Source organism: Grimontia indica, from assembly GCF_000333895.2.
Taxonomy (GTDB): domain Bacteria; phylum Pseudomonadota; class Gammaproteobacteria; order Enterobacterales; family Vibrionaceae; genus Enterovibrio; species Enterovibrio indicus.
This window is the reverse complement of sequence record NZ_ANFM02000022.1, coordinates 24,040-44,866: the sequence shown is the minus strand read 5'-3', so window position 1 is coordinate 44,866 and position 20,827 is coordinate 24,040. Positions and strand designations below refer to the sequence as shown.

Sequence of the window (20,827 nt, the reverse complement as noted above, 5' to 3'; positions counted from 1 at the left end):
TTTCAGTCATTTCTGGTCCTCATCAATCCGTGATGCCACCGCACCCTGTTGATTTTTATACTTAGCATTCTGCCGTTTATGATAAGGGCGCTCCGCTGGGCTGGTCATGGTTTCAAAGCTTAGCGCACCAATTGGCATACCAGGTCGAAGTGCCAGAGGCAGCCGTCCGCTGTTGTAGAACTCCAGCACAATCTTGCCTTGCCAACCAGGATCTATGCGATGGGCTGTGACATGCACCATCAACCCAAGCCTCGCAAGGGAAGAGCGTCCGTCCAACCAGCCCACGATATCGTCTGGCAACGTCACGACTTCATGAGTTACCGCCAGTGCTAATTGCCCCGGATGAAGAAAGAATGCCTCGCCTTCCGCGATTTCGATTTCATCGCTCATCACCTTTTCAAGCTGTGCGGAGACTTCTTCCCTTGGACCGGATAAATCAATAAACGGCGCGCCATGCTCACTAAAGACACGAAACTTGTTGTCTAAGGTCACATCTGCTGTGACACCAGAGATAGCATCGTCAGAAGGTCTAGGTTCAATGACGATCTTGCCATCATCGAGATATTCTTTGATGTGTCTGTCACTTAATCTCATCGCACGGTCCTTCGAATAATGGCCTTTGTTTATTTTTAACCAACTTCAGGTATAAAAAAAGCCGGTCTCAACCGGCTTTTCTTTTATGCTTTCAGCAATTTGGCGATGTGTGCTTTGAGTACATCAATCGCTATTCGGTTCTTACCACCGCGCGGAACGATGATGTCCGCATACTGTTTTGATGGCTCGATAAATTGCATGAACATTGGACGAACTGTTTGCTGATACTGCTGAAGTACTGATTCCATGGTGCGGCCACGCTCAGCCACATCACGTTTCACACGGCGAAGCAGACAGATGTCCAGTGGGGTATCCATAAAGATGCTCGCATGCATCAGGTCACGAAGACGTGGGTCAGTCAGTAGAAGAATACCTTCCAGAATGATCACCTTCTTAGGCGTCAATGTGGTGGTCTCTTCCATGCGGGTGTGTTCAGCGTAACTGTATTGAGGGACTTCAACCGCTTTGCCTTCCATCAGGTCTTGAAGGTGCTTGCACAGCAGATCATGGTCCAAGGCTTGAGGATGGTCGTAGTTGGTTTTGACACGCTCTTCCATGCTGAGGTGACCTTGGTCGCGATAATAGCGGTCTTCCGTGATAACACCGATCTGATGATCGCCAACTTTTTCTTTTAGTTCTTGATAAATAGTACTAGCGATCAGACTTTTACCGGATGCAGATGCGCCTGCAATACCGATAATGACACATTGGTTGTTGTCACTCATAAATGAATACCCGGAGAGTTGGCGATAAATAAACCGCCTGATTATAGGGAGTTGAACTCCCTCACGCCATCTAAATGTGTGATTAAGATCTCAAATAAAAGCAAGATGCATATTGTTTCATCACTGTGCACACGAATTGCGCACCAATTCTCGCTCTCAATATGAAACTTGTCAGTAATGTACTTGCTATTCACTCACTGTGGTGATGGATATTTGATCTGCCACACGCTCTCCATGCCAGAACAACTGACTCGCGACTTTCTCTGCCAGTGCGAGATAAACGTCGGCATGTTCACTTTCTGGCTTGCTGGCTACAGTAGGTGCGCCAGCGTCAATATCTTCTCGAATACTGATGTGAAGGGGAACTTGAGCTAACAGCGACAAGCCATAGTCATTGGCCATTTTCACCGCGCCGCCTTGACCAAAGATAGGCTCATGGTGACCACACTGACTGCAGATATGGTAGCTCATGTTCTCTACCACCCCGAGGACCGGAACCGCGACCTTCTCAAACATGGCCACACCTTTGATGGCATCCGCTAAAGCGAGATCCTGAGGCGTGGTGACCACGACAGCGGCCGTGACGGGAAATTGCTGCGCCAGACTCAATTGGATATCACCTGTGCCCGGTGGCATATCCACCACCAGATAATCCACATCCTGCCAATGTGTTTCGTTGACGAGTTGCGCGAAGGCCTTTGATGCCATTGGGCCGCGCCACACCATGGCATTCTCATCCGGTACTAAATAGCCGATGGAATTGCTGAAAAGACCATGCGCTTCAACTGGCTCCATGGTTTTGCCGTCCAATGTCGTCGGCTGTTTGCCTTTGGTACCCAGCATGATTGGCAGTGAGGGGCCATAGATGTCTGCATCAAGGATACCGACTTTGGCCCCTTGAGCGCGGAGGGCTAGCGCAAGGTTCACTGATGTTGTCGATTTACCTACGCCGCCTTTTGCAGAACTCACGACAATGACATTCTTCACCCCTTTGATAAGCGGTTTTTCGCCCGCTTTGAGTGGTGCAACTTTCTGCTCAATGACTAGCGCAGGGACATCCTCACCCGCTGTTTTCTGCGTTTCAATCCAGTCCTTTAACGCTTGGATCAAAGAAGATGCAGCAAAGGGGAACGAGACTTTTAACTCACCGCTTTTTGCTTGAGTCACCATGCCTTGTTTATCTGCCCAACCTTCAACAAGCGAAGCATGGGTAAATTGATTAAGGAACGTTTTCACGGTATCTAAGTCAGGTTGTGAATTCTTATTGCGGCCGAAAAACATAGGACATGCACTCTTCAGTAATGATTCTTCTAGCCTAATGAATTTTTTACGATTTCACACCCTTTAGGCAGAAGGGTTATTCGATACTGTCGCTAATGACCATTTTCTCTGTCTCTCAAGCGCTTCAAACTATGTTTTCTGGGCCTGATCAGGTAAGATTTGCGCCATTCATTCGATTCAATTGTCAAAAGCGAACTATCTAAATTATGGCTGCAAACCAACGTAAAATTCTGGTTACCTGTGCCCTGCCTTACGCGAATGGCTCTATCCATTTGGGTCATATGCTCGAGCATATTCAGGCAGACGTGTGGGTGCGTTATCAGCGCCTGCGTGGCAACACTGTAAACTTTATCTGTGCAGACGACGCACACGGTACGCCAATCATGCTGAAAGCTCAGCAATTGGGTATCGAGCCTGAAGCCATGATCGCTGAAATGCAGAAAGAACACGAAGCAGACTTCGCGGGCTTTGACATCAGCTTTGACAACTACCACAGCACCCACAGTGAAGAAAACCGTGAGCTGGCGTCTTACATCTACACCCAACTGAAGAACAAGGGCTATATCAATAGCCGTACGATTTCTCAGCTGTTTGACCCTGAGAAAGAAATGTTCCTTCCAGACCGTTTCGTTAAAGGCACTTGCCCGAAATGTAAGTCTGAAGATCAGTATGGTGACAACTGCGATAACTGTGGTGAAACCTACAGCCCAACTGAATTGATTAACCCTAAATCAGCAGTGAGTGGCGCAACCCCAGTACTGAAAGATTCTGTTCACTTCTTCTTTGACCTGCCACAGTTCGAAGACATGCTGAAAGCATGGACCAAATCTGGTGCGCTGCAGGAAGAAATGGCGAACAAAATGAACGAGTGGTTCGAGTCTGGCCTGCAGCAGTGGGACATTTCTCGTGACGCGCCTTACTTCGGTTTTGAAATCCCGGGTGAGCCAGGTAAATACTTCTATGTATGGCTGGACGCGCCAATCGGATACATGGGTTCATTCAAGAACTTCTGTAATAAGAATGGCAATGTCGATTTCGACGAATACTGGAACAAAGACAGCGACGCTGAACTTTACCACTTCATTGGCAAAGACATCGTTTACTTCCACAGCCTGTTCTGGCCAGCCATGCTGGAAGGCGCAGGCTTCCGCAAGCCAAACAACGTGTTCGTTCACGGCTATGTGACCGTTAATGGCGCGAAGATGTCGAAGTCGAAAGGCACTTTCATTAAGGCGAGCACTTACCTGAAACACCTGGATCCAGAGTGTCTGCGCTACTACTACGCAGCCAAACTGAACAACCGCATCGACGATCTTGATCTGAATCTGGAAGACTTCGTTCAGCGTGTTAACTCTGACATCGTAAACAAAGTGGTTAACCTTGCATCTCGTAACGCAGGCTTCATCGCGAAACGCTTCGACGGCATGCTGTCTGCTGAATGTGCAGAGCCAGCACTTTATGAAGAGTTCACTTCTGCAGCTAGCCGTATTGGCGAACTGTTTGAAAACCGCGAGTTCAGCCGTGCTATCCGTGAAATCATGGCACTGGCTGACAAAGCAAACCAATACGTTGACGAGAAAGCACCTTGGGTCGTCGCCAAAGAAGAAGGCAAAGATGCTGAGCTTCAAGGAATCTGTACCATGGGTATCAACCTGTTCCGTGTACTGATGACTTACCTGAAGCCAGTGATGCCAGAACTGGCAGAGCGTTCAGAAGCATTCCTGAACGAAACCCTGAGCTGGGATGGTATTGCAACGCCGCTGACTGCTCATAAAGTTGAAGCGTTCAAAGCGCTCTTCAGCCGCATCGATCCGAAGAAAGTTGAAGAGATGGTTGAAGCATCTAAAGAAGATGCAGCAGCAGAGAAAGCGGTGGCTGAAAAAGTCAAAGGTCCTTTGGAAGAAGAGCCTATTGCAGATGAAATCGAGTTCGGTGACTTTGCGAAAGTGGACCTGCGTATCGCAAAGATCATTTCTTGTGAATCAGTGCCAAAAGCTGACAAACTGCTGAAGTTCCAGCTGGATATCGGCGGTGAGACCCGTCAGGTGTTCTCTGGTATCAAGTCTGCGTACAATCCTGAAGATCTGGTTGGCAAATACACAGTAGTGGTCGCTAACCTGAAACCGCGTAAGATGAAGTTCGGTATGTCAGAAGGCATGATTCTGGCCGCTGGCCCAGGTGGCAAAGATCTGTGGCTGCTTGAACCTCACGAAGGGGCACAAGCAGGTATGCGTGTGATGTAATCACGACGCAGAAATCGAAAAGGAGCCTGATGGCTCCTTTTTTGTTTGTGCATCCAGGGGAATATTTTATCGACCCTCATCACACTTTTGCACCAAATTGGTTAGATTCTGCGCCATTGCTGGTCAGAAAATCCGGCATAAAAACAGAACCCATTGTTTTTAAATGCATTATAAATTGGCATACACACTGCACTACTTGTTCAGGCACTCAGGAAAGAGGAACAAGTTATGGCACTGTTATCAATCATCACTCCAAACTGGCTAGTTCGCATGACGAAAGGTCTGTCGAGCTCACAGAAATCCCGACGCGACCACTACCGTTCGCAAATCAGCGATCTTCGTTCATTGCTTTGGATGCTGCATGACCACAACACCCGCTACATCCGCTGCCCACAATCACCTCAGGCCAGCAAAGCTCGCAAAGAGATTGCGGAGTACTGCGATCAATTACTGATCGAGTGTAACAACCCTCAACGCCCTTTGTTCCGTGTATTGAAGTCTCGGATGGAACAGGTGTTGTCGTCACTTCCAAATCAATCTAAAGCAGGCTGGTACGCGATACACCATAGAGCGTCAGATCATCTCATTTACATCATCGATGAAGTGACACGCTCCTATCTGGCAGAAGGAACACTCGATGCGACCTATGAAGAATATCAAGCGTTCTGGCAAACCTGGATTGATACTAAAGAAGCGCAGCTTCGTTACGAACAAGCCGTGATGCGGTTGATGGAAGGTAAAACAGCCGCGTGGCAGTCCGTGAACTTGCAAAGCCGAATCTTACAAAAGCGGATGCATCAACTTTCATTGATGTCGAGCGGAGATGCGACTTTGGCTTTTGATCGCGTAGATAATCGCTTTGATTCCGTTATTCGCTCAACGGAAGAAGAAATTCCAGCATCTTCTCTGATTAAAATCAGTCAGGATTTAAGCGTCATCTTACTGCACCTTTTTGACCGCGAATTGATTGTTCGTACTGCAGAAAACGAGACAGTCACTGCAGCTTCAGAAGACATCAAAGCGCTTCCTTTAAAAACAGGATGAGTGCCCTTCAGAAAATAAACACATAAAAAAGGTCAGCCCAGTGGCTGACCTTTTTTGTATCTGGTTTTGCTAGCCGACTCGTCGGAACTGACCCACAAGTTGTTTCTGGGCAGACAAGGCTTCAACCAATCCTTGAGCTTCCTGAACTGTCTCTTTCGCAATATTCAGAGACTGATGTGAGAGCTCAGAAACAGACTGAATATTACCGTTCATCTCATTAGATACCGCCGCCTGCTCTTCAACCGCAGTCGCCACCTGATGGTTACGATCGTTGATATCAGACACCAACTCCTGCGAACGACGAAGCGCATCACCCGCTTTCTCAGCGCTGGTCACACACTCACCTGATAAGGTGGTACCTCGTTCCATGGCATCAACCGCTTGTTGCGTACCGTTCTGAATCAATGAAATGACGTCTTGGATTTCAGAAGTCGACTCTTGTGTGCGTTGTGCAAGTGCGCGAACTTCGTCTGCAACCACCGCGAAGCCTCGGCCTTGTTCACCGGCTCGTGCTGCCTCAATAGCTGCGTTAAGTGCCAACAAATTGGTTTGCTCTGCGATACCTTGGATGACGTCAGATACGGAGCCAATGCGCTTGCCGTGCTCTTCCAGCTCGGAAATCACGCTTGATGCGTCACTAAGCTGTTTAGCGAGGTTCTGGATAGCATCAACCGTCTGGCCAACTGTTTCCATACCAGTGAGGGTGGCATCCTGAGCTTCAGTAGCAGCATCCGAAGCACTTTGTGTGTTGCCTGACATATCGTTTGCTGTCGCCGACATTTCATTAATTGCCGCAGCAATCTGTTCGGTTTCAGCATTTTGATTTTCAAGATTACTGGCGGTTCTTTCACCATTTGCCTTAGCATTGGCTGCTGCATTCAACACTTGATCGCTACCATCGAGTATTCGACCAACAACCGCGTTTATTTCGGCAGCGCGCATTTTCAGTGCCAACTCAATTTCAGAAACATCATCGATCGCACCATTGTAGAGATATTCCATCAATGGGTTGTCGTAGGCTTCTTTCGCCAGTTTAGTCACGTTTTCTAAGCGGCGAGTCAGCATAAACATTGCCAAGATAGAGAAAACAAACTGCACGGCGATGGCTGCAGCAAACCCGGCAAAGAAGCCAGCAGCACCCGCCAATATTGCGCCTGGTATAAACCACATTGCTGCTCGTTGCCACATACGAGTGCGCGGCATCTTGAGAGCCGATGGTGTTTTACCAGCCAGCAACTGTGGATACAGTTTTTCAGCACGCTCTACCGCTTTGCGGTCAGGCGTGGTTCGAACAGACTGAAATTCAACAATCTGACCGTTTTGTTTGATAGGAGAAGCGAACGCATTCACCCAGTAGTAATCGCCGTCTTTAGTGCGGTTCTTTACCAAGCCCATCCAGTTGTTACCGGCTTTGATAAAGTCCCACATGTTCTGGAATGCTGCAGGCGGCATGCTGGGGTGACGAACAAGGTTGTGTGGTTGACCCACAATTTCGTCTAACGTGTAGCCCGCCACTTCGCAAAAATCCTTACTCGCGTACTTAACGATACCGCGTGGATCGGTTGTTGAGAGCAAATTGTAATCGGTGGGGAACTTTATTTCTTTATCCGTTACAGGATTATTGACTCGCATACGACACTACCCTTTCTTAGTTGCGACGATTTCTAATAAGTAATAGTAGACGAATAAACAGGAAGGAAATGATAAGGTTGCAAACAAATAACCACAAATTGATTAATACTTTATTAACTTTCTGATTTACATGATTGTTTCTCGAAAATATGAAAATAGTTTCATCAACATTAAGGTGTATTAATATGTTGCTCATTAAGTGTACACTTTCAAACTTAATGCATTAAAAACTAGGCAATGAAAAAAGGGTAATTTTCTGTTTTCAATAAAAAACCGGCCGCGGAGGCCGGTTTTTTTTTAAGATTTCGATTGTATTAACCGATGTGAGTCAGGCCACCCATGTAAGGACGAAGTACTTCTGGCACTTCAATGCGACCATCTTCCAACTGGTAGTTTTCAAGGATTGCTACCATGGTGCGACCAACCGCCAGTCCTGAGCCGTTAAGTGTGTGCAGCAATTCCGGTTTCTTCTCAGCCTTACGACGGAAGCGCGCCTGCATACGACGTGCCTGGAAATCACCCATGTTAGAACAAGATGAAATTTCACGGTAAGTACCTTGAGCAGGTACCCACACTTCCAGATCGTAAGTCTTTGTTGAGCCGAAGCCCATGTCACCGGTACACAGAATCACCTTACGGTAAGGCAGATTCAGCAGTTGTAGAACTTTCTCAGCGTGACCAGTCAGTTCTTCCAGGGCCGCCATTGAATCTTCTGGCTTAACGATTTGTACCAACTCGACTTTATCGAACTGGTGCATACGGATAAGGCCACGGGTATCACGACCGTATGAGCCAGCTTCTGAACGGAAACACGGCGTGTGAGCGGTCATTCGGATAGGCAGCTCGGCTTCTTCCACGATGGTGTCACGAACCATGTTGGTCAGCGGCACTTCAGCGGTTGGGATCAGAGACATGCCCACGCCTTCTTCGGTCGCAGGTTGAGTGTGGAACAGGTCTTCACCGAATTTTGGCAGTTGACCAGTACCAAACAGACTGTCTGCATTCACCAAATAAGGCACGTACATTTCGGTGTAACCGTGCTCAGTGGTGTGAAGATCCAGCATGAACTGGGCAATTGCACGGTGCAGGCGCGCCATTTGGCCTTTCATTACGATGAAACGTGAGCCAGACAGTTTCACTGCGCTCGCAAAATCCAGACCGCCAGTCAGCTCGCCCAGATCAACGTGGTCTTTCACTTCAAAATCGTAAGTTTTCGGCTCACCCCAAACAGAGATTTCTACGTTTTCAGATTCATCTTTACCTACTGGCACTGCATCATCAGCGATGTTTGGCACACCCATAGTGATGTCATTCAATTGGTCCTGAAGCTCAGCCAGTTCCGCTTTCGCTTTGTTCAGCTCGTCGCCCAGGTTTTCTACCGCTGCCAGCAGTGGCTGGATATCTTCACCTTTCGCCTTCGCCTGACCGATGGACTTGGATCGTGCATTACGCTCAGCTTGCAGCTCCTCGGTGCGTACTTGCAGCGATTTGCGCTTTTCTTCCAGATTGCGGAGAGTGTCAACGTCAAGCTTGAAGCCACGACGTGCCAGTTTTTCAGCTGTTGCGTCCAGCTCGGTACGAAGTAGTTTTGAATCCAGCATGTTAATCCTGTGAATCGTTAAACAGTGCCTTAAAAGAAGTTGACGCTGCCACGCACTATTATGGCAACGTCAAATTGAAAGGATTTTTCTTCCTGAGATGGGTAACTTTAACCACCACATTTATTGGGTAAAACAATACCCAAATTGACCTTTATTTCCTAGCGTTTTCGAGGGCTATTTGCATTCAACTGCTCAAGAAACGCCAGCTTTTCTGCAATTTTGATTTCCATCCCCCGATTCACTGGCTGGTAGTAACGCGTGCCTTTCATTTCTTCAGGGAAATAGCTCTCTCCTGCGGCATACGCATTTGGCTCATCATGGGCATATCGATACCCATCGCCATACCCCATTTCTTTCATCAGAGTCGTTGGCGCATTGCGAAGGTGGTTTGGCACTTCATAATCAGGGTGCATTTTGGCATCACGCAAAGCCGCTTTCCATGCGACATAAACTGAATTACTTTTTGCTGCACATGCCATGTAAACCGTTGCCTGCGCAATGGCACGCTCGCCTTCTGCCGGTCCGACCCGGGTAAAACAATCCCAGGCGTTAATGGCTATTTCCATTGCACGCGGATCCGCATTGCCAATGTCTTCAGAGGCAATGGCGAGCAGACGACGGGCAACATAGAGCGGGTCACCACCAGCAGTGATGATTCTGGCGTACCAGTACAAGGCAGCATCTGGATCAGAACCACGGACCGACTTGTGAAAGGCGGAAATCAGGTCGTACCAAAGATCACCCTTGTTATCAAAGCGTGCAATCTTCTCTCCGGCTACTTCGGCGAGCAACGGCAAGGTGATTAGCTTCTTACCGCTGGCGTCTGGTTCTACCATGTCAGACAAGAGTTCCAGATAGTTCAGCGTCATTCGCGCATCACCAGAGGTAAAATCAGCCAATTGCGCTTTGACACCCTCAGCGAATTCCAGTTTTTCTGCACCCAGTCCACGCTCGTTGTCAGACAGTGCCTGATCGATCACTTCCAACACATCGTCAGTATCGAGAGATTTGAGCTTGTAAACTCGCGCTCTTGAGAGCAGTGCGTTGTTCAGCTCGAATGACGGGTTTTCCGTCGTTGCACCGATAAAGGTGATGGTGCCATCTTCAATATGCGGCAGAAAGGCATCCTGCTGGCTTTTGTTGAAGCGATGCACCTCGTCAACAAACAGAATCGTCCGTCTGCCGACCAATTGGTTTTCTTTGGCTTTATCAATCGCAAGACGAATATCTTTTACACCGGATGTAACAGCAGATACCCGTTCAATTTCTGCGTTGGCATAACCTGCGGCGACTTCTGCCAGCGTGGTTTTACCTGTTCCAGGCGGCCCCCAAAGGATCATCGAATGCAGCTGCCCGCTTTCGAGAGCCCGGCGCAGAGGTTTTCCTTCATCAAGGAGGTGTTTTTGGCCTATGTATTCGGCGAGGTTAGTTGGCCGCATACGCGCGGCCAAGGGGCGAAAGTCGTCCGCAAAATCCAGACTGAGGTTACTCAAATTAGCTTTCTCTGATTACTGTCGCTGGTCATCCAGCTCAACACCTTCCGGAACAGTAAAGCTGAACAGTGACGCTTTCGGAGTGACATTCTTCACGTCATCCAGTGCAAAGCGACTTTGCTGTCCGTCCTGCTCCACCACGGCAAATTCGGTAATTTTGCCGTCAGGTTTCACACTAACAACAAACTCACCCAAATTTGAGGCTTCTTTTGGAGACAAAGTGAAAGTATCGCCATCCTGCTCCACGTCGTAGTTTGCCCAGTCACTCGGGTTATTGCGGGTCAGCAAAACAAAAGGCGTCTGTGAAGTGGCATCGTCCAACCGCATAGCAGTGACTTGTTCAATGAAAGGGCTGTAGTACCACAGTGTTTCACCATCTGAAATCAGGTAATTTTCATCTGGCGTCACCGTTTCCCAATTGAACAGGTTTGGGCGCTTCATAGCGAGACTGCCTTCGCCTTCGCTGATTACATCCCCTTCTGGGCTGGTTACTGTCTGTTCAAAATTTGCTGTAAAGCTGTTGAGTTTTGACAAGCGAGAATTCAGCTCTTGCTGCGGATTTGCAAACACTGCAGGTGCAACCAGCAGCAAAGAGAACAACATTTTTTTCATTCTTATTCCAATCAATCTCTTGGCGGTGGTGGCGGTGCCAACACCTCACGATTCGAGTTATGGCCTGGCGGGCTGACAATGCCCTGCGCTTCCAACTGTTCAACAATTCGCGCGGCACGGTTATAACCGATTTTAAAGCGGCGCTGTACTCCTGAGACTGACGCGCGACGAGATTCGGTCACAAACTCAACCACTTGGTCAAACAACTGATCCAGCTCTTCGCCGTCCCCGCCCTCTGGAGCTTCACCCGGCAACAAACCATCGCTACCCTGATCACCGCTGGTAATTTCTGAAATGTACTGAGGCTTGCCACGCGCCTTCCAGTTGCTGACCACGCGGTGAACTTCATCATCGTTAACGAAGGCACCATGCACGCGCGCCGGATGGTTTGAACCATTGGGCATAAACAGCATGTCACCCATACCCAGCAGGGATTCTGCCCCACCCTGATCCAGAATGGTTCGCGAGTCTGTTTTGGTTGATACCGTAAACGCCATGCGTGTCGGAATGTTTGCTTTAATCAAACCTGTAATCACGTCCACCGATGGACGCTGCGTAGCCAGCACAAGGTGAATACCTGCAGCACGTGCTTTCTGGGCAAGACGTGCAATCAGCTCTTCTACTTTCTTACCCACTACCATCATCAGGTCTGCAAATTCGTCGACGATCACCACGATGTAAGGTAGTTTCTCCAGCACAGGTGCGGTTTCATCCATACTGTCGCCCGGCTTCCATAGCGGGTCAGGGATCGGGTGGTCGGCTTCTGCCGCTTCGCGGATTTTGTCGTTGTAGCCAGCAATATTTCGAACACCCAATGCAGACATGAGTTTGTAACGACGTTCCATCTCCGCCACGCTCCAGCGAAGCGCATTGGCGGCGTCTTTCATGTCAGTGACCACTTCGGTCAACAAATGTGGGATACCTTCGTAGACGGAAAGTTCCAACATTTTCGGGTCAATCATGATGAAGCGAACATCTTCTGGCCCAGCTTTGTAGAGCATACTGACGATCATCACGTTCACACCAACAGATTTACCGGAGCCTGTTGTACCCGCCACCAGCATGTGCGGTGCTTTGGCAAGGTCCGTCACAATCGCTTCACCAGCGATGTCTTTACCCAAAACCACTGAAAGCGGTGATTTCGAAGACTGGAAGCGTTCACTCGCTACCACTTCAGACATGAACACGGTTTCGCGGCTGGTATTTGGTAATTCGAGGCCGATATAAGGTTTACCCGGAATGACATCAACAACACGAACAGCGCTGGTTGAAAGCGAACGGGCAATGTCTTTTGACAAACTCATGATGCGACTGACTTTCACACCCGGTGCCAGCTCAAGTTCAAAGCGTGTAATAACCGGCCCAGGGAAAATCCCCTTCACAGTGACTTTGATTTTGTATTCTTCAAGGCGCGTTTCAATCAAGCGGGCCTGATACTGCAGCTCTTCATCCGATGCGCGGGTTGCTGTATTGCGCGGAGGGTCAAGAAGATCAATAGTTGGCAGCGGCTCTTTCGGCTTCGGCAGGTTCGGTTCATCTTTGACAAGGAACGGATGCACTGCACCAGCGGCATTTTTCTGTGCTTCACGAATGGTTTCGAGGAAAGGATCCTCTTCTTCGTCTGGAATCACCGATTCTGCCTGTGCGCGGTCAAGTTCTGACAACCCATCAGTGTTACCTATAACGATGTCTTCTCGTGCTTCTTCAATCACGACAGACTCCGTTGAGCCAAAGTTCACATCGTCATCCCAGGGAGCATCATTGATATCTTCTGACGTCTCTTCTGAAACCGTTTCTGAAACAGGCTCCTCAATCGAGACTGAGTCAGTGCGGTCCAATTCTGGCTCATCAAGAGCGTTGATCTCATCATCAAAGTCCGTCTCTTGATTGGCGCTGTTAAAGACGGGTTTTGGCTCCGGCGCGATAACTGGCTCATCCCATTCTGGCTCTAACGTCATCACTGGCTCTTTGCGCTCCGCAGCGGCAGCAATTGCAGCGTGGATCACTGGCGGAACGGAAACTGGCGTATCTTTTTCGTCGTCACCAACGCGCTGTGCTTTGTTGAGCAGCGAGACATCTGCCAACTCACGCGTTTTTGCAACCGGCTTGGCGAACAACGGATCCGATTCATCGATGTCATCGGCCAGCTCAGAGGTATCAACGGTTGAGCCAATCATCTGTGGTTTGTCACCACGGGCACGGTTCACCAACCAAGTGATGGCCGACAGTGTTTTTTCACCTAACGTATCGACAATCGTCAGCCAGGAAATACCCGTAAACAACGTAAAGCCAGCCGCCCAGACGAACATAAAGACCAGTGTGGTACCCAAGAGGTTGAACAAGGGCATTGAAAGCTCTGTCAGTACATCGCCGACGACACCACCGGATGAAAAGAACCAGAAGTCATCAAAGTTCAGGTCAGCCAACCCGCAACTGGTCAATAGCAATAGAACAACACCAAGGATTCGGGTCGCTAGGATAGTGTAATTTAGTGGCTCAGATTCTCCCCGACGGCGGAAGAAAACCCAGCCACCGAGAAGCAAAAGAAAAGGAAGCGGATAAGCTAAGGTACCCAATGTAAAAAACAGGGTATCAGCCACCCAGGCACCTGCGTTGCCAGCAGCATTTTGTACTGGGCCATCCCAAGCAGTTTGGGACCAGGATGGGTCGGATGAATCGTAACTGAGCAGAGATACGAGGATGAAGACAGCAGACAGCAGCGCTATAATCAGTGCGCTCTCTTTCAAACGTTGTTTTCCGTTTAATCGACGTGAGGTGTCTGTCTGTTTCTGCTCCTGACGCAAGAAGAACTCCATTATCACCTATCTTTCTAACTTTAAGCCCTGAAATCGTTTCGTACCCCATCAGCACTAAGGCTGATTAGAGCGGCTTTATTATTCATTATGATTGCCTATGCCCATTTGACGAAAAACGCTTCAATAACGGGCAAATACTGGGTTAATACCCATGCTTTTGCAAAAGTGTACACCAAACAAAAAAACAAACCGAGCAGCAAGCTACTCGGTTTGTAGAATATAACACTAATCTCAGCCCTGTTTGTCCGAGGGCTGTGAGCATGTTAACGCGTTTTGATCACCAGATGATTGGTCTGTTTCACTTCTTCCATTACCACGTAGGTTCGGGTGTCATTAACACCTGGAAGGCGCAGCAGGGTTTCACCCAACAGCTTACGGTATGCAGACATATCCGATACGCGCGTTTTCAACAGATAGTCAAAATCACCGGAAACAAGATGACATTCCTGAATATCTTCGAGTTGTTGAACGGCCTTGTTAAACTGTTCGAACACATCAGGAGCACCACGGTTCAGGGTAATTTCTACAAATACCAGAAGCGACGCATCAAGAAATTGAGGGTTCAATAACGCAGTATACCCAGAGATATACCCTTGTCGTTCAAGACGACGAACACGCTCAAGACATGGGGTTGGCGACAGTCCTACTCGCTTAGAAAGTTCGACGTTAGAAACACGTCCATCCTTCTGAAGTTCATTAAGAATATTTCTGTCAATACGGCCCAATTCCTTGGAGGGTTTCTTTTTGGCTTCAACCATTTTTTATTCCACCTTTTTACTTCCTTGCAATGTTAAATGCCATTTTTTCTAACATATTTTATATATTTAGCATCAAATCCGGCTTTTGGCGAACTATACTAGCTCTAAATACAACAATACTACAAAACAACAGCCAATAACTCTACAAAGAAGCGAGGTTTCAGGATGATCATTGGTGTACCTAAAGAAATCAAAAACCACGAGTACCGTGTCGGTATGGTCCCTGCCAGCGTTCGCGAGCTGATATCCCATGGCCACACTGTTCACGTCCAGTCCCAGGCGGGTGCGGGTATCGGCTTCAGCGATGATGACTACATCAAGGCTGGTGCTTCTATTCTTCCAACTGCAGAAGATGTCTTCGCAGCTGCTGAAATGATTGTCAAAGTTAAAGAGCCACAGGCAGTTGAACGTGCCATGCTTCGCGAAGGGCAAATATTGTTTACCTATTTGCACCTTGCACCAGATTTTCCACAGACACAAGACCTTATCAAGAGCAAAGCTGTCTGTATAGCCTATGAAACCGTAACAGATTCTAAGGGTAGATTGCCACTTTTGGCGCCGATGTCAGAGGTCGCAGGACGAATGTCTATTCAAGCAGGTGCTCAGGCGTTGGAAAAATCGCGCGGCGGCGCAGGTATGCTGCTAGGTGGTGTTCCAGGCGTTGAACCCGCTAAAATAGTGGTGTTAGGCGGCGGCGTGGTCGGCTCAAATGCAGCTCGAATGGCTGTTGGAATGCGGGCAGATGTCACAATTTTAGACCGCAACATCGACACACTTCGTGCTTTGGACGAAGAGTTTCAGGGACGCGCAAAAGTTTTATATTCAACAGAAGAAATTCTTGAAAAACACGTTCTCGCCGCAGATTTGGTCATCGGAGCAGTGCTTATCCCAGGTGCAGCAGCACCAAAATTGGTAAATGCCGACCACATCAAACGCATGAAACCAGGCGCAGCAGTCGTCGATGTTGCTATCGACCAAGGTGGCTGTTTCGAAACCTCGAAAGCAACAACACATGCCGACCCAACGTATATTGTCGACGACGTGGTTCACTACTGTGTGGCAAACATGCCAGGCGCAGTGGCCCGCACTTCTACATTTGCACTGAATAACGCCACTCTCCCTTATATCGTGAAGCTGGCGAATCTCGGTTACCGTGACGCGCTGCTTTCTGATCAGAACCTGCTGAATGGCCTGAATGTCATCGACGGCAAAGTCACCATCCGTGAAGTGGCGGAAGCATTTGATCTGGAATACGTCGACGCAAAGGCGACACTGGCCTAACTCAAGCGTAATAACAGATAACATTTTTCGATAAAGGGCACCGCATGGTGCCCTTTCTTTAGCTCTACAATTTCCCTACAATCGGTTCCATTGCATAACACTAAATCCACCCGGAGAAATAATGAGCAACGTAAAGCATGCAAGCCTTCTTATCTTAGGTTCTGGCCCTGCTGGTTACACCGCTGCAGTTTACGCGGCGCGCGCTAACCTGAACCCAGTGATGGTAACTGGTCTGCAACAGGGCGGTCAGCTAACGACCACGACAGAGGTTGAGAACTGGCCGGGTGACGCTGAAGGTCTAACTGGCCCAGCACTGATGGAGCGCATGAAAGAGCACGCTGAGAAGTTCGATACTGAAATCCTCTTCGATCACATCAACGAAACAGATCTGACCCAGCGTCCTTTCCGCCTGAAAGGCGACAATGGCGAATACACCTGTGATGCACTAATCATTGCAACGGGTGCATCTGCTCAGTACTTGGGCATGGAATCAGAGGAAAACTTTAAAGGCCGCGGCGTATCAGCTTGTGCGACCTGTGACGGTTTCTTCTACCGTAACCAAAAAGTGGCAGTCATTGGCGGTGGTAACACGGCTGTTGAAGAAGCACTTTACCTGTCTAACATCGCTTCAGAAGTTCACCTGATCCACCGTCGTGACAGCTTCCGTGCGGAGAAAATTCTGGTTAACCGCCTGATGGATAAAGTCGAAAACGGTAACATCGTTCTGCACACTGACCGTGTTCTGGATGAAGTACTGGGCGACGACATGGGTGTGACTGGTGTTCGTATTAAAGACACGCAGTCTGACAATACTGAAGAACTGGATGTGATGGGTCTCTTCGTTGCTATCGGCCACAAGCCCAATACAGGTATTTTCGAAGGCCAGCTTGAAATGCACAACGGCTACATCAAAGTGCAATCAGGCCTTGAAGGCAACGCGACACAAACCAGCGTAGAAGGTGTGTTCGCAGCTGGTGACGTCATGGACCACATCTACCGTCAGGCAATCACTTCTGCCGGTACTGGCTGTATGGCTGCACTGGACGCTGAGCGTTTCCTAGACGCACAAGCTAAAACCCAGTAATCCACTTCTGTTAGGCCCGTTTTTATGCGGGCCTATCATTTTGCCATTTCAGCCTTCCAAAGACCGATGTAAACCGCGGAGATCTCTCCTTTAGGTTCAATCGTATCGGTCACATAAAAATACCAACGAAGTACTATGGATAAAAAGAAACAGCGCTCGCTCGCCCAGTGGCTCAAAGGGCAAAGCAAGCTTGGCAAAACCTGGCTGATGGCAGCCATCGGACTCGCTTTCTTGTCCGGTCTTTTCCTTGTTGCCCAAGCAGCTTTGCTCGCCAATATTCTCCACGACTTAATCATTGAGAAAGCCGACAAATCCGAACTTTGGCTCTCTTTTGTCGCACTCGGTATCGTTGTGTGTATTCGTGCCCTCTGCAGTTGGGGTAAAGAGCAAGCCGGCTACCGAGCAGGCGAAGCCGTGCGTCTTCATATCCGCAAACTGATCCTCGATAAGCTCCATGAACTGGGTCCTGCCACGATTCAGGGCAGACCGGCAGGCACATGGGCAAGCTTGATACTCGAACAGGTAGAGGAAATGCAGGACTTTTTTGCCCGCTACCTGCCACAAATGGCCATTGCTGTTCTGATTCCCTTTATCATTCTGATTGCTGTATTCCCCTTGAACTGGGCAGCGGGTCTGATATTTCTGGTGACTGCACCGCTCGTACCATTTTTCATGGCATTGGTGGGAATGGGTGCAGCTGATGCCAACCGACGCAATTTTAAAGCGTTACAGCGACTTTCCGGTCACTTCTACGATCGCCTACGTGGCCTTTCTACCATTCGCCTGTTCGATCAGGCAGAAGCCGAAAGCAATCACCTTCGCGTCGCTTCAGAAGACTTCCGCAAACGCACCATGGAAGTGCTGCGACTGGCATTCCTCTCGTCCGCCGTGCTGGAGTTTTTCACCGCGCTATCTATTGCGGTCACTGCGGTGTATTTCGGTTTCAGTTACATTGGGGAACTAAACTTCGGCCATTACGGTATAGGCATTACCCTTTTCATTGGTATTTTTGTTCTGGTACTGGCACCTGAGTTTTACCAACCACTGCGCGATCTGGGTACTTTCTATCACGCGAAAGCACAAGCGATTGGTGCTGCGGAATCCATCGTTAACTTCCTCGACTCGACGCCAGAACATCAAGCATCAGGCAGTGCAAAAGTGTCTGATGAAGCGGTCAGTATCAAGGCTACCGATCTCGAAGTGCTTAGCCCTGATGGTGCTGTTCTCGCCGGTCCTATCAGCTTTGAAATTCGACAAGGTCAAAAGGTCGCGCTCGTTGGCCAAAGTGGCGCAGGTAAAACCAGTCTGATTAACGCAATCCTTGGATTTTTGCCTTATCGTGGCAGCCTGTCTATCAACGGTCTGGAACTGAAGAACGCCGATTTGGCTTACTGGCGCAAGCAGGTGAGCTGGGTAGGCCAAAATCCGCAGTTGTTCCATGGTTCAGTGAAAGACAATGTTTGCCTCGCCGCTCCTATGGCAACCAATGAGCAAATTCAACGCGTGACCAAAGCAGCTTATGCTGACGAGTTTATCCAGCGACTCGAGAAGGGTCTGGAACACTCAGTCGGTGATCGTGCATCTGGGTTGTCCGTCGGTCAGGCGCAACGTATCGCAGTTGCCAGAGCTTTGCTTCAGGAAGGCCGCTTCTGGGTGCTTGATGAACCCACCGCGAGCCTGGATGCTTCCAGCGAAAGATTGGTAATGGAAAGCCTCGACCATGCCACCAAAGATACCACCACACTGCTGGTGAGCCACCGCATCGACCAATTGGGCGAATGTGACAATATTCTGGTGATGCAACAAGGCAAATTGATACAACAAGGCAATTTCGAACAACTGAAACATGAAGGGGTCTTCGCCGAGATGATCCAGGCTGTCGACAGGAGCGATCTCGATGCGTGATTTGATTCCTTTACTGAAACTTTACAAAAAGCACTGGTTCGGCTTGTCGCTTGGCATGCTGTTGTCTTTCGCGACACTGGCTGCTGCAATTGGTTTGCTTACCCTGTCAGGTTGGTTCATCGCTGCTTCTGCAGTAGCGGGCCTGCTGGCGACAGCAAACTTCAATTACATGCTACCCGCTGCCGGCGTGCGCGGTTTTTCTATCGCAAGAACGGCTAGCCGTTGGGGCGAGCGCGTTGTCAGTCACAACGCCACATTTAAACTGCTGGCAGACCTTCGCATCTTCTTCTTTGAGAAACTGACGCCACTTATCCCAGGTAAAGTCGGAAACCTGCGCGATGCCGATATCCTTAACCGTCTGGTGGCGGATGTGGATGCAATGGATCATGTTTATCTTCGTCTGGTCAGCCCGCTGATTGTCGGAGTGCTGGGCATTTTGAGTATTAGTGGTTTCCTGTATTGGTTTGATCCAGTTATCGGTCTCACGCTTGGTGCCATCTTGCTGTCGCTGATGTTGGTGCTGCCTGTGGTGTTCTACCACCTTGGTAGGTCACATGGCATTGAAATCACTCAATCCAAGTCGCAACTGCGTATTTCGTTGCTCGACTGGCTACAGGGTCATGCCGAACTGCAAATCTTCGGCGCCGCTGATCGTTATCGCGACGCAGCAGTAGAAGCAGAGCAACGTCTTTTGTCATCACAAAGACAAATGGCGCGTATCACAGGCCTGGCAAATGGCGTATTGCTGGCAGCCAATGGCCTGACACTGGTGTTTATGCTTTGGTTGGCCGCTGATGGCATTGGTGGCGAACTGCCTAATCCTTATGTCGCCATGGTTGCATTTGCCACGATGGCAAGCTTCGAATTGATGATGCCTGTAGCCGGAGCATTCCAGTACCTGAGCCAGACAATGACATCAGCGAAGCGCCTTAACGAAATCATTGAGGCAGAGCCGGAAACGCCGTTTAATCCGATGGGCCACAACAACACAGCCAAAGGAGATATCACTTTCAGTGATGTGACCTTCTCATACCACGGAGCCGAACAACCCGCGGTGAATGGTATTTCACTGTCCGTGAAAGCCGGAGAAAAAGTGGCACTATTGGGTCGAACTGGTTGCGGTAAATCTACCCTGCTACAGTTGATCACCCGCGCGTGGGATCCATCATCAGGCAGCATCTTTATTGATGGTGTCGCGTTGGATACTTGGCGTGAGTCTGCTCTGAGAAGCTCAATTGCTGTCGTCAGCCAGCGCGTAGACGTGTTCAATGGCGCAGTGCGTCATAACCTCTCCATGGCAAAGCCCAACGCCTCGGATGAAGAGCTAACATCCGTCATCGAACAAGTGGGTCTATCTGCTTTACTGGAAGGTCCGGGCTTAGACACTTGGCTGGGAGATGGCGGACGCCAGCTATCCGGTGGTGAGAGGCGTCGTCTTGGCATAGCAAGAGCCCTGCTGCGAGACGCGCCTATCCTTCTGCTGGATGAGCCTACGGAAGGTTTGGATGTGAAAACAGAGCGACAAATTCTGTCTTTGCTGCTCGACCATGCCAAAGACAAAACCGTATTGTTTATTACACACCGTCTGGTGGGACTGACCGAAATGGACAAGGTGTGTTTAATGGATGAAGGGCGAATTATCGAACAGGGCTCTCACCAAACCCTGAAAGAAGCAGGCGGTCGATACAGCCAACTGCTTCAACGAATTCAATAATCTCTCAATACCCAAACAAACTGAAGATGCTGGATTCAGCGATT

15 protein-coding genes are annotated in these 20,827 nt (G+C 49.1%); 6 read left to right on the top strand and 9 right to left on the bottom strand.

Going from position 1 to position 20,827, the window contains the following annotated elements; all coding sequences use genetic code 11:
- Nucleotides 1-6: 6 nt before the first annotated feature.
- The 3 genes from dcd to apbC form a co-directional block, all read right to left on the bottom strand.
- Nucleotides 7-594: a dCTP deaminase gene (dcd, locus tag D515_RS13245; RefSeq protein WP_002539182.1), complete on the bottom strand. Its 588-nt coding sequence runs from the start codon at nt 592-594 to the stop codon at nt 7-9.
- An 83-nt stretch (nt 595-677) separates the two neighbouring features.
- A complete protein-coding gene (udk, locus tag D515_RS13240; RefSeq protein WP_002539180.1) occupies nt 678-1,319 on the bottom strand; it encodes a uridine kinase in 642 nt (213 codons plus the stop codon).
- A gap of 186 nt (nt 1,320-1,505) precedes the next feature.
- Nucleotides 1,506-2,600: an iron-sulfur cluster carrier protein ApbC gene (gene apbC, locus D515_RS13235; protein WP_002539179.1), complete on the bottom strand. Its 1,095-nt coding sequence runs from the start codon at nt 2,598-2,600 to the stop codon at nt 1,506-1,508.
- Between the two features lie 206 nt (nt 2,601-2,806).
- Between apbC and metG the strand changes: the two genes are divergently transcribed.
- Nucleotides 2,807-4,843: a methionine--tRNA ligase gene (gene metG, locus D515_RS13230; protein WP_002539178.1), complete on the top strand. Its 2,037-nt coding sequence runs from the start codon at nt 2,807-2,809 to the stop codon at nt 4,841-4,843.
- A 228-nt stretch (nt 4,844-5,071) separates the two neighbouring features.
- Entirely contained in the window at nt 5,072-5,887 is an 816-nt protein-coding gene (locus tag D515_RS13225; RefSeq protein ID WP_002539176.1) for a hypothetical protein, read from the top strand.
- Nucleotides 5,888-5,956: 69 nt separating this feature from the next.
- Here the strand turns inward: D515_RS13225 and D515_RS13220 are convergent, their stop codons facing one another.
- From D515_RS13220 to lrp, 6 genes are all read right to left on the bottom strand, one after another.
- Complete coding sequence (locus tag D515_RS13220) at nt 5,957-7,519, bottom strand: methyl-accepting chemotaxis protein (protein ID WP_039850091.1); 1,563 nt, start codon at nt 7,517-7,519, stop codon at nt 5,957-5,959.
- 314 nt (nt 7,520-7,833) lie between these two features.
- Nucleotides 7,834-9,120: a serine--tRNA ligase gene (gene serS / locus D515_RS13215; protein WP_002539172.1), complete on the bottom strand. Its 1,287-nt coding sequence runs from the start codon at nt 9,118-9,120 to the stop codon at nt 7,834-7,836.
- A 158-nt stretch (nt 9,121-9,278) separates the two neighbouring features.
- The gene (locus tag D515_RS13210; RefSeq protein ID WP_002539170.1) at nt 9,279-10,613 is read right to left on the bottom strand and encodes a replication-associated recombination protein A; all 1,335 of its coding nucleotides are present in this window, start codon (nt 10,611-10,613) and stop codon (nt 9,279-9,281) included.
- A gap of 15 nt (nt 10,614-10,628) precedes the next feature.
- The gene (lolA, locus tag D515_RS13205; protein ID WP_002539169.1) at nt 10,629-11,225 is read right to left on the bottom strand and encodes an outer membrane lipoprotein periplasmic chaperone LolA; all 597 of its coding nucleotides are present in this window, start codon (nt 11,223-11,225) and stop codon (nt 10,629-10,631) included.
- A gap of 11 nt (nt 11,226-11,236) precedes the next feature.
- Nucleotides 11,237-14,041: a DNA translocase FtsK gene (locus D515_RS13200; protein ID WP_002539167.1), complete on the bottom strand. Its 2,805-nt coding sequence runs from the start codon at nt 14,039-14,041 to the stop codon at nt 11,237-11,239.
- 263 nt (nt 14,042-14,304) lie between these two features.
- A complete protein-coding gene (lrp, locus tag D515_RS13195) occupies nt 14,305-14,799 on the bottom strand; it encodes a leucine-responsive transcriptional regulator Lrp (protein ID WP_002539165.1) in 495 nt (164 codons plus the stop codon).
- Between the two features lie 165 nt (nt 14,800-14,964).
- Here lrp and ald point away from each other — a divergent pair, with 165 nt between their 5' ends.
- The 4 genes from ald (at nt 14,965) to cydC (ending at nt 20,783) form a co-directional block, all read left to right on the top strand.
- Nucleotides 14,965-16,080: an alanine dehydrogenase gene (ald, locus tag D515_RS13190; protein ID WP_002539164.1), complete on the top strand. Its 1,116-nt coding sequence runs from the start codon at nt 14,965-14,967 to the stop codon at nt 16,078-16,080.
- A gap of 121 nt (nt 16,081-16,201) precedes the next feature.
- Nucleotides 16,202-17,164: a thioredoxin-disulfide reductase gene (gene trxB, locus D515_RS13185; RefSeq protein WP_002539163.1), complete on the top strand. Its 963-nt coding sequence runs from the start codon at nt 16,202-16,204 to the stop codon at nt 17,162-17,164.
- A gap of 135 nt (nt 17,165-17,299) precedes the next feature.
- Entirely contained in the window at nt 17,300-19,069 is a 1,770-nt protein-coding gene (cydD, locus tag D515_RS13180) for a heme ABC transporter permease/ATP-binding protein CydD (protein ID WP_002539161.1), read from the top strand.
- Complete coding sequence (cydC, locus tag D515_RS13175; protein ID WP_002539160.1) at nt 19,062-20,783, top strand: heme ABC transporter ATP-binding protein/permease CydC; 1,722 nt, start codon at nt 19,062-19,064, stop codon at nt 20,781-20,783. Before cydD ends, cydC begins: the two co-directional genes overlap by 8 nt.
- Nucleotides 20,784-20,827: the final 44 nt, after the last annotated feature.

What these genes read in the sequence shown, in the direction of transcription:
- ald (WP_002539164.1), top strand. Translation starts at nt 14,965, where the DNA reads ATGATCATTGGTGTACCTAAAGAAATCAAAAACCACGAGTACCGTGTC.
- lolA (WP_002539169.1), bottom strand. Translation starts at nt 11,225, where the DNA reads ATGAAAAAAATGTTGTTCTCTTTGCTGCTGGTTGCACCTGCAGTGTTT.
- dcd (WP_002539182.1), bottom strand. Translation starts at nt 594, where the DNA reads ATGAGATTAAGTGACAGACACATCAAAGAATATCTCGATGATGGCAAG.
- serS (WP_002539172.1), bottom strand. Translation starts at nt 9,120, where the DNA reads ATGCTGGATTCAAAACTACTTCGTACCGAGCTGGACGCAACAGCTGAA.
- trxB (WP_002539163.1), top strand. Translation starts at nt 16,202, where the DNA reads ATGAGCAACGTAAAGCATGCAAGCCTTCTTATCTTAGGTTCTGGCCCT.
- metG (WP_002539178.1), top strand. Translation starts at nt 2,807, where the DNA reads ATGGCTGCAAACCAACGTAAAATTCTGGTTACCTGTGCCCTGCCTTAC.
- lrp (WP_002539165.1), bottom strand. Translation starts at nt 14,799, where the DNA reads ATGGTTGAAGCCAAAAAGAAACCCTCCAAGGAATTGGGCCGTATTGAC.
- D515_RS13225 (WP_002539176.1), top strand. Translation starts at nt 5,072, where the DNA reads ATGGCACTGTTATCAATCATCACTCCAAACTGGCTAGTTCGCATGACG.
- D515_RS13200 (WP_002539167.1), bottom strand. Translation starts at nt 14,041, where the DNA reads ATGGAGTTCTTCTTGCGTCAGGAGCAGAAACAGACAGACACCTCACGT.
- cydD (WP_002539161.1), top strand. Translation starts at nt 17,300, where the DNA reads ATGGATAAAAAGAAACAGCGCTCGCTCGCCCAGTGGCTCAAAGGGCAA.
- D515_RS13220 (WP_039850091.1), bottom strand. Translation starts at nt 7,519, where the DNA reads ATGCGAGTCAATAATCCTGTAACGGATAAAGAAATAAAGTTCCCCACC.
- cydC (WP_002539160.1), top strand. Translation starts at nt 19,062, where the DNA reads ATGCGTGATTTGATTCCTTTACTGAAACTTTACAAAAAGCACTGGTTC.
- udk (WP_002539180.1), bottom strand. Translation starts at nt 1,319, where the DNA reads ATGAGTGACAACAACCAATGTGTCATTATCGGTATTGCAGGCGCATCT.
- apbC (WP_002539179.1), bottom strand. Translation starts at nt 2,600, where the DNA reads ATGTTTTTCGGCCGCAATAAGAATTCACAACCTGACTTAGATACCGTG.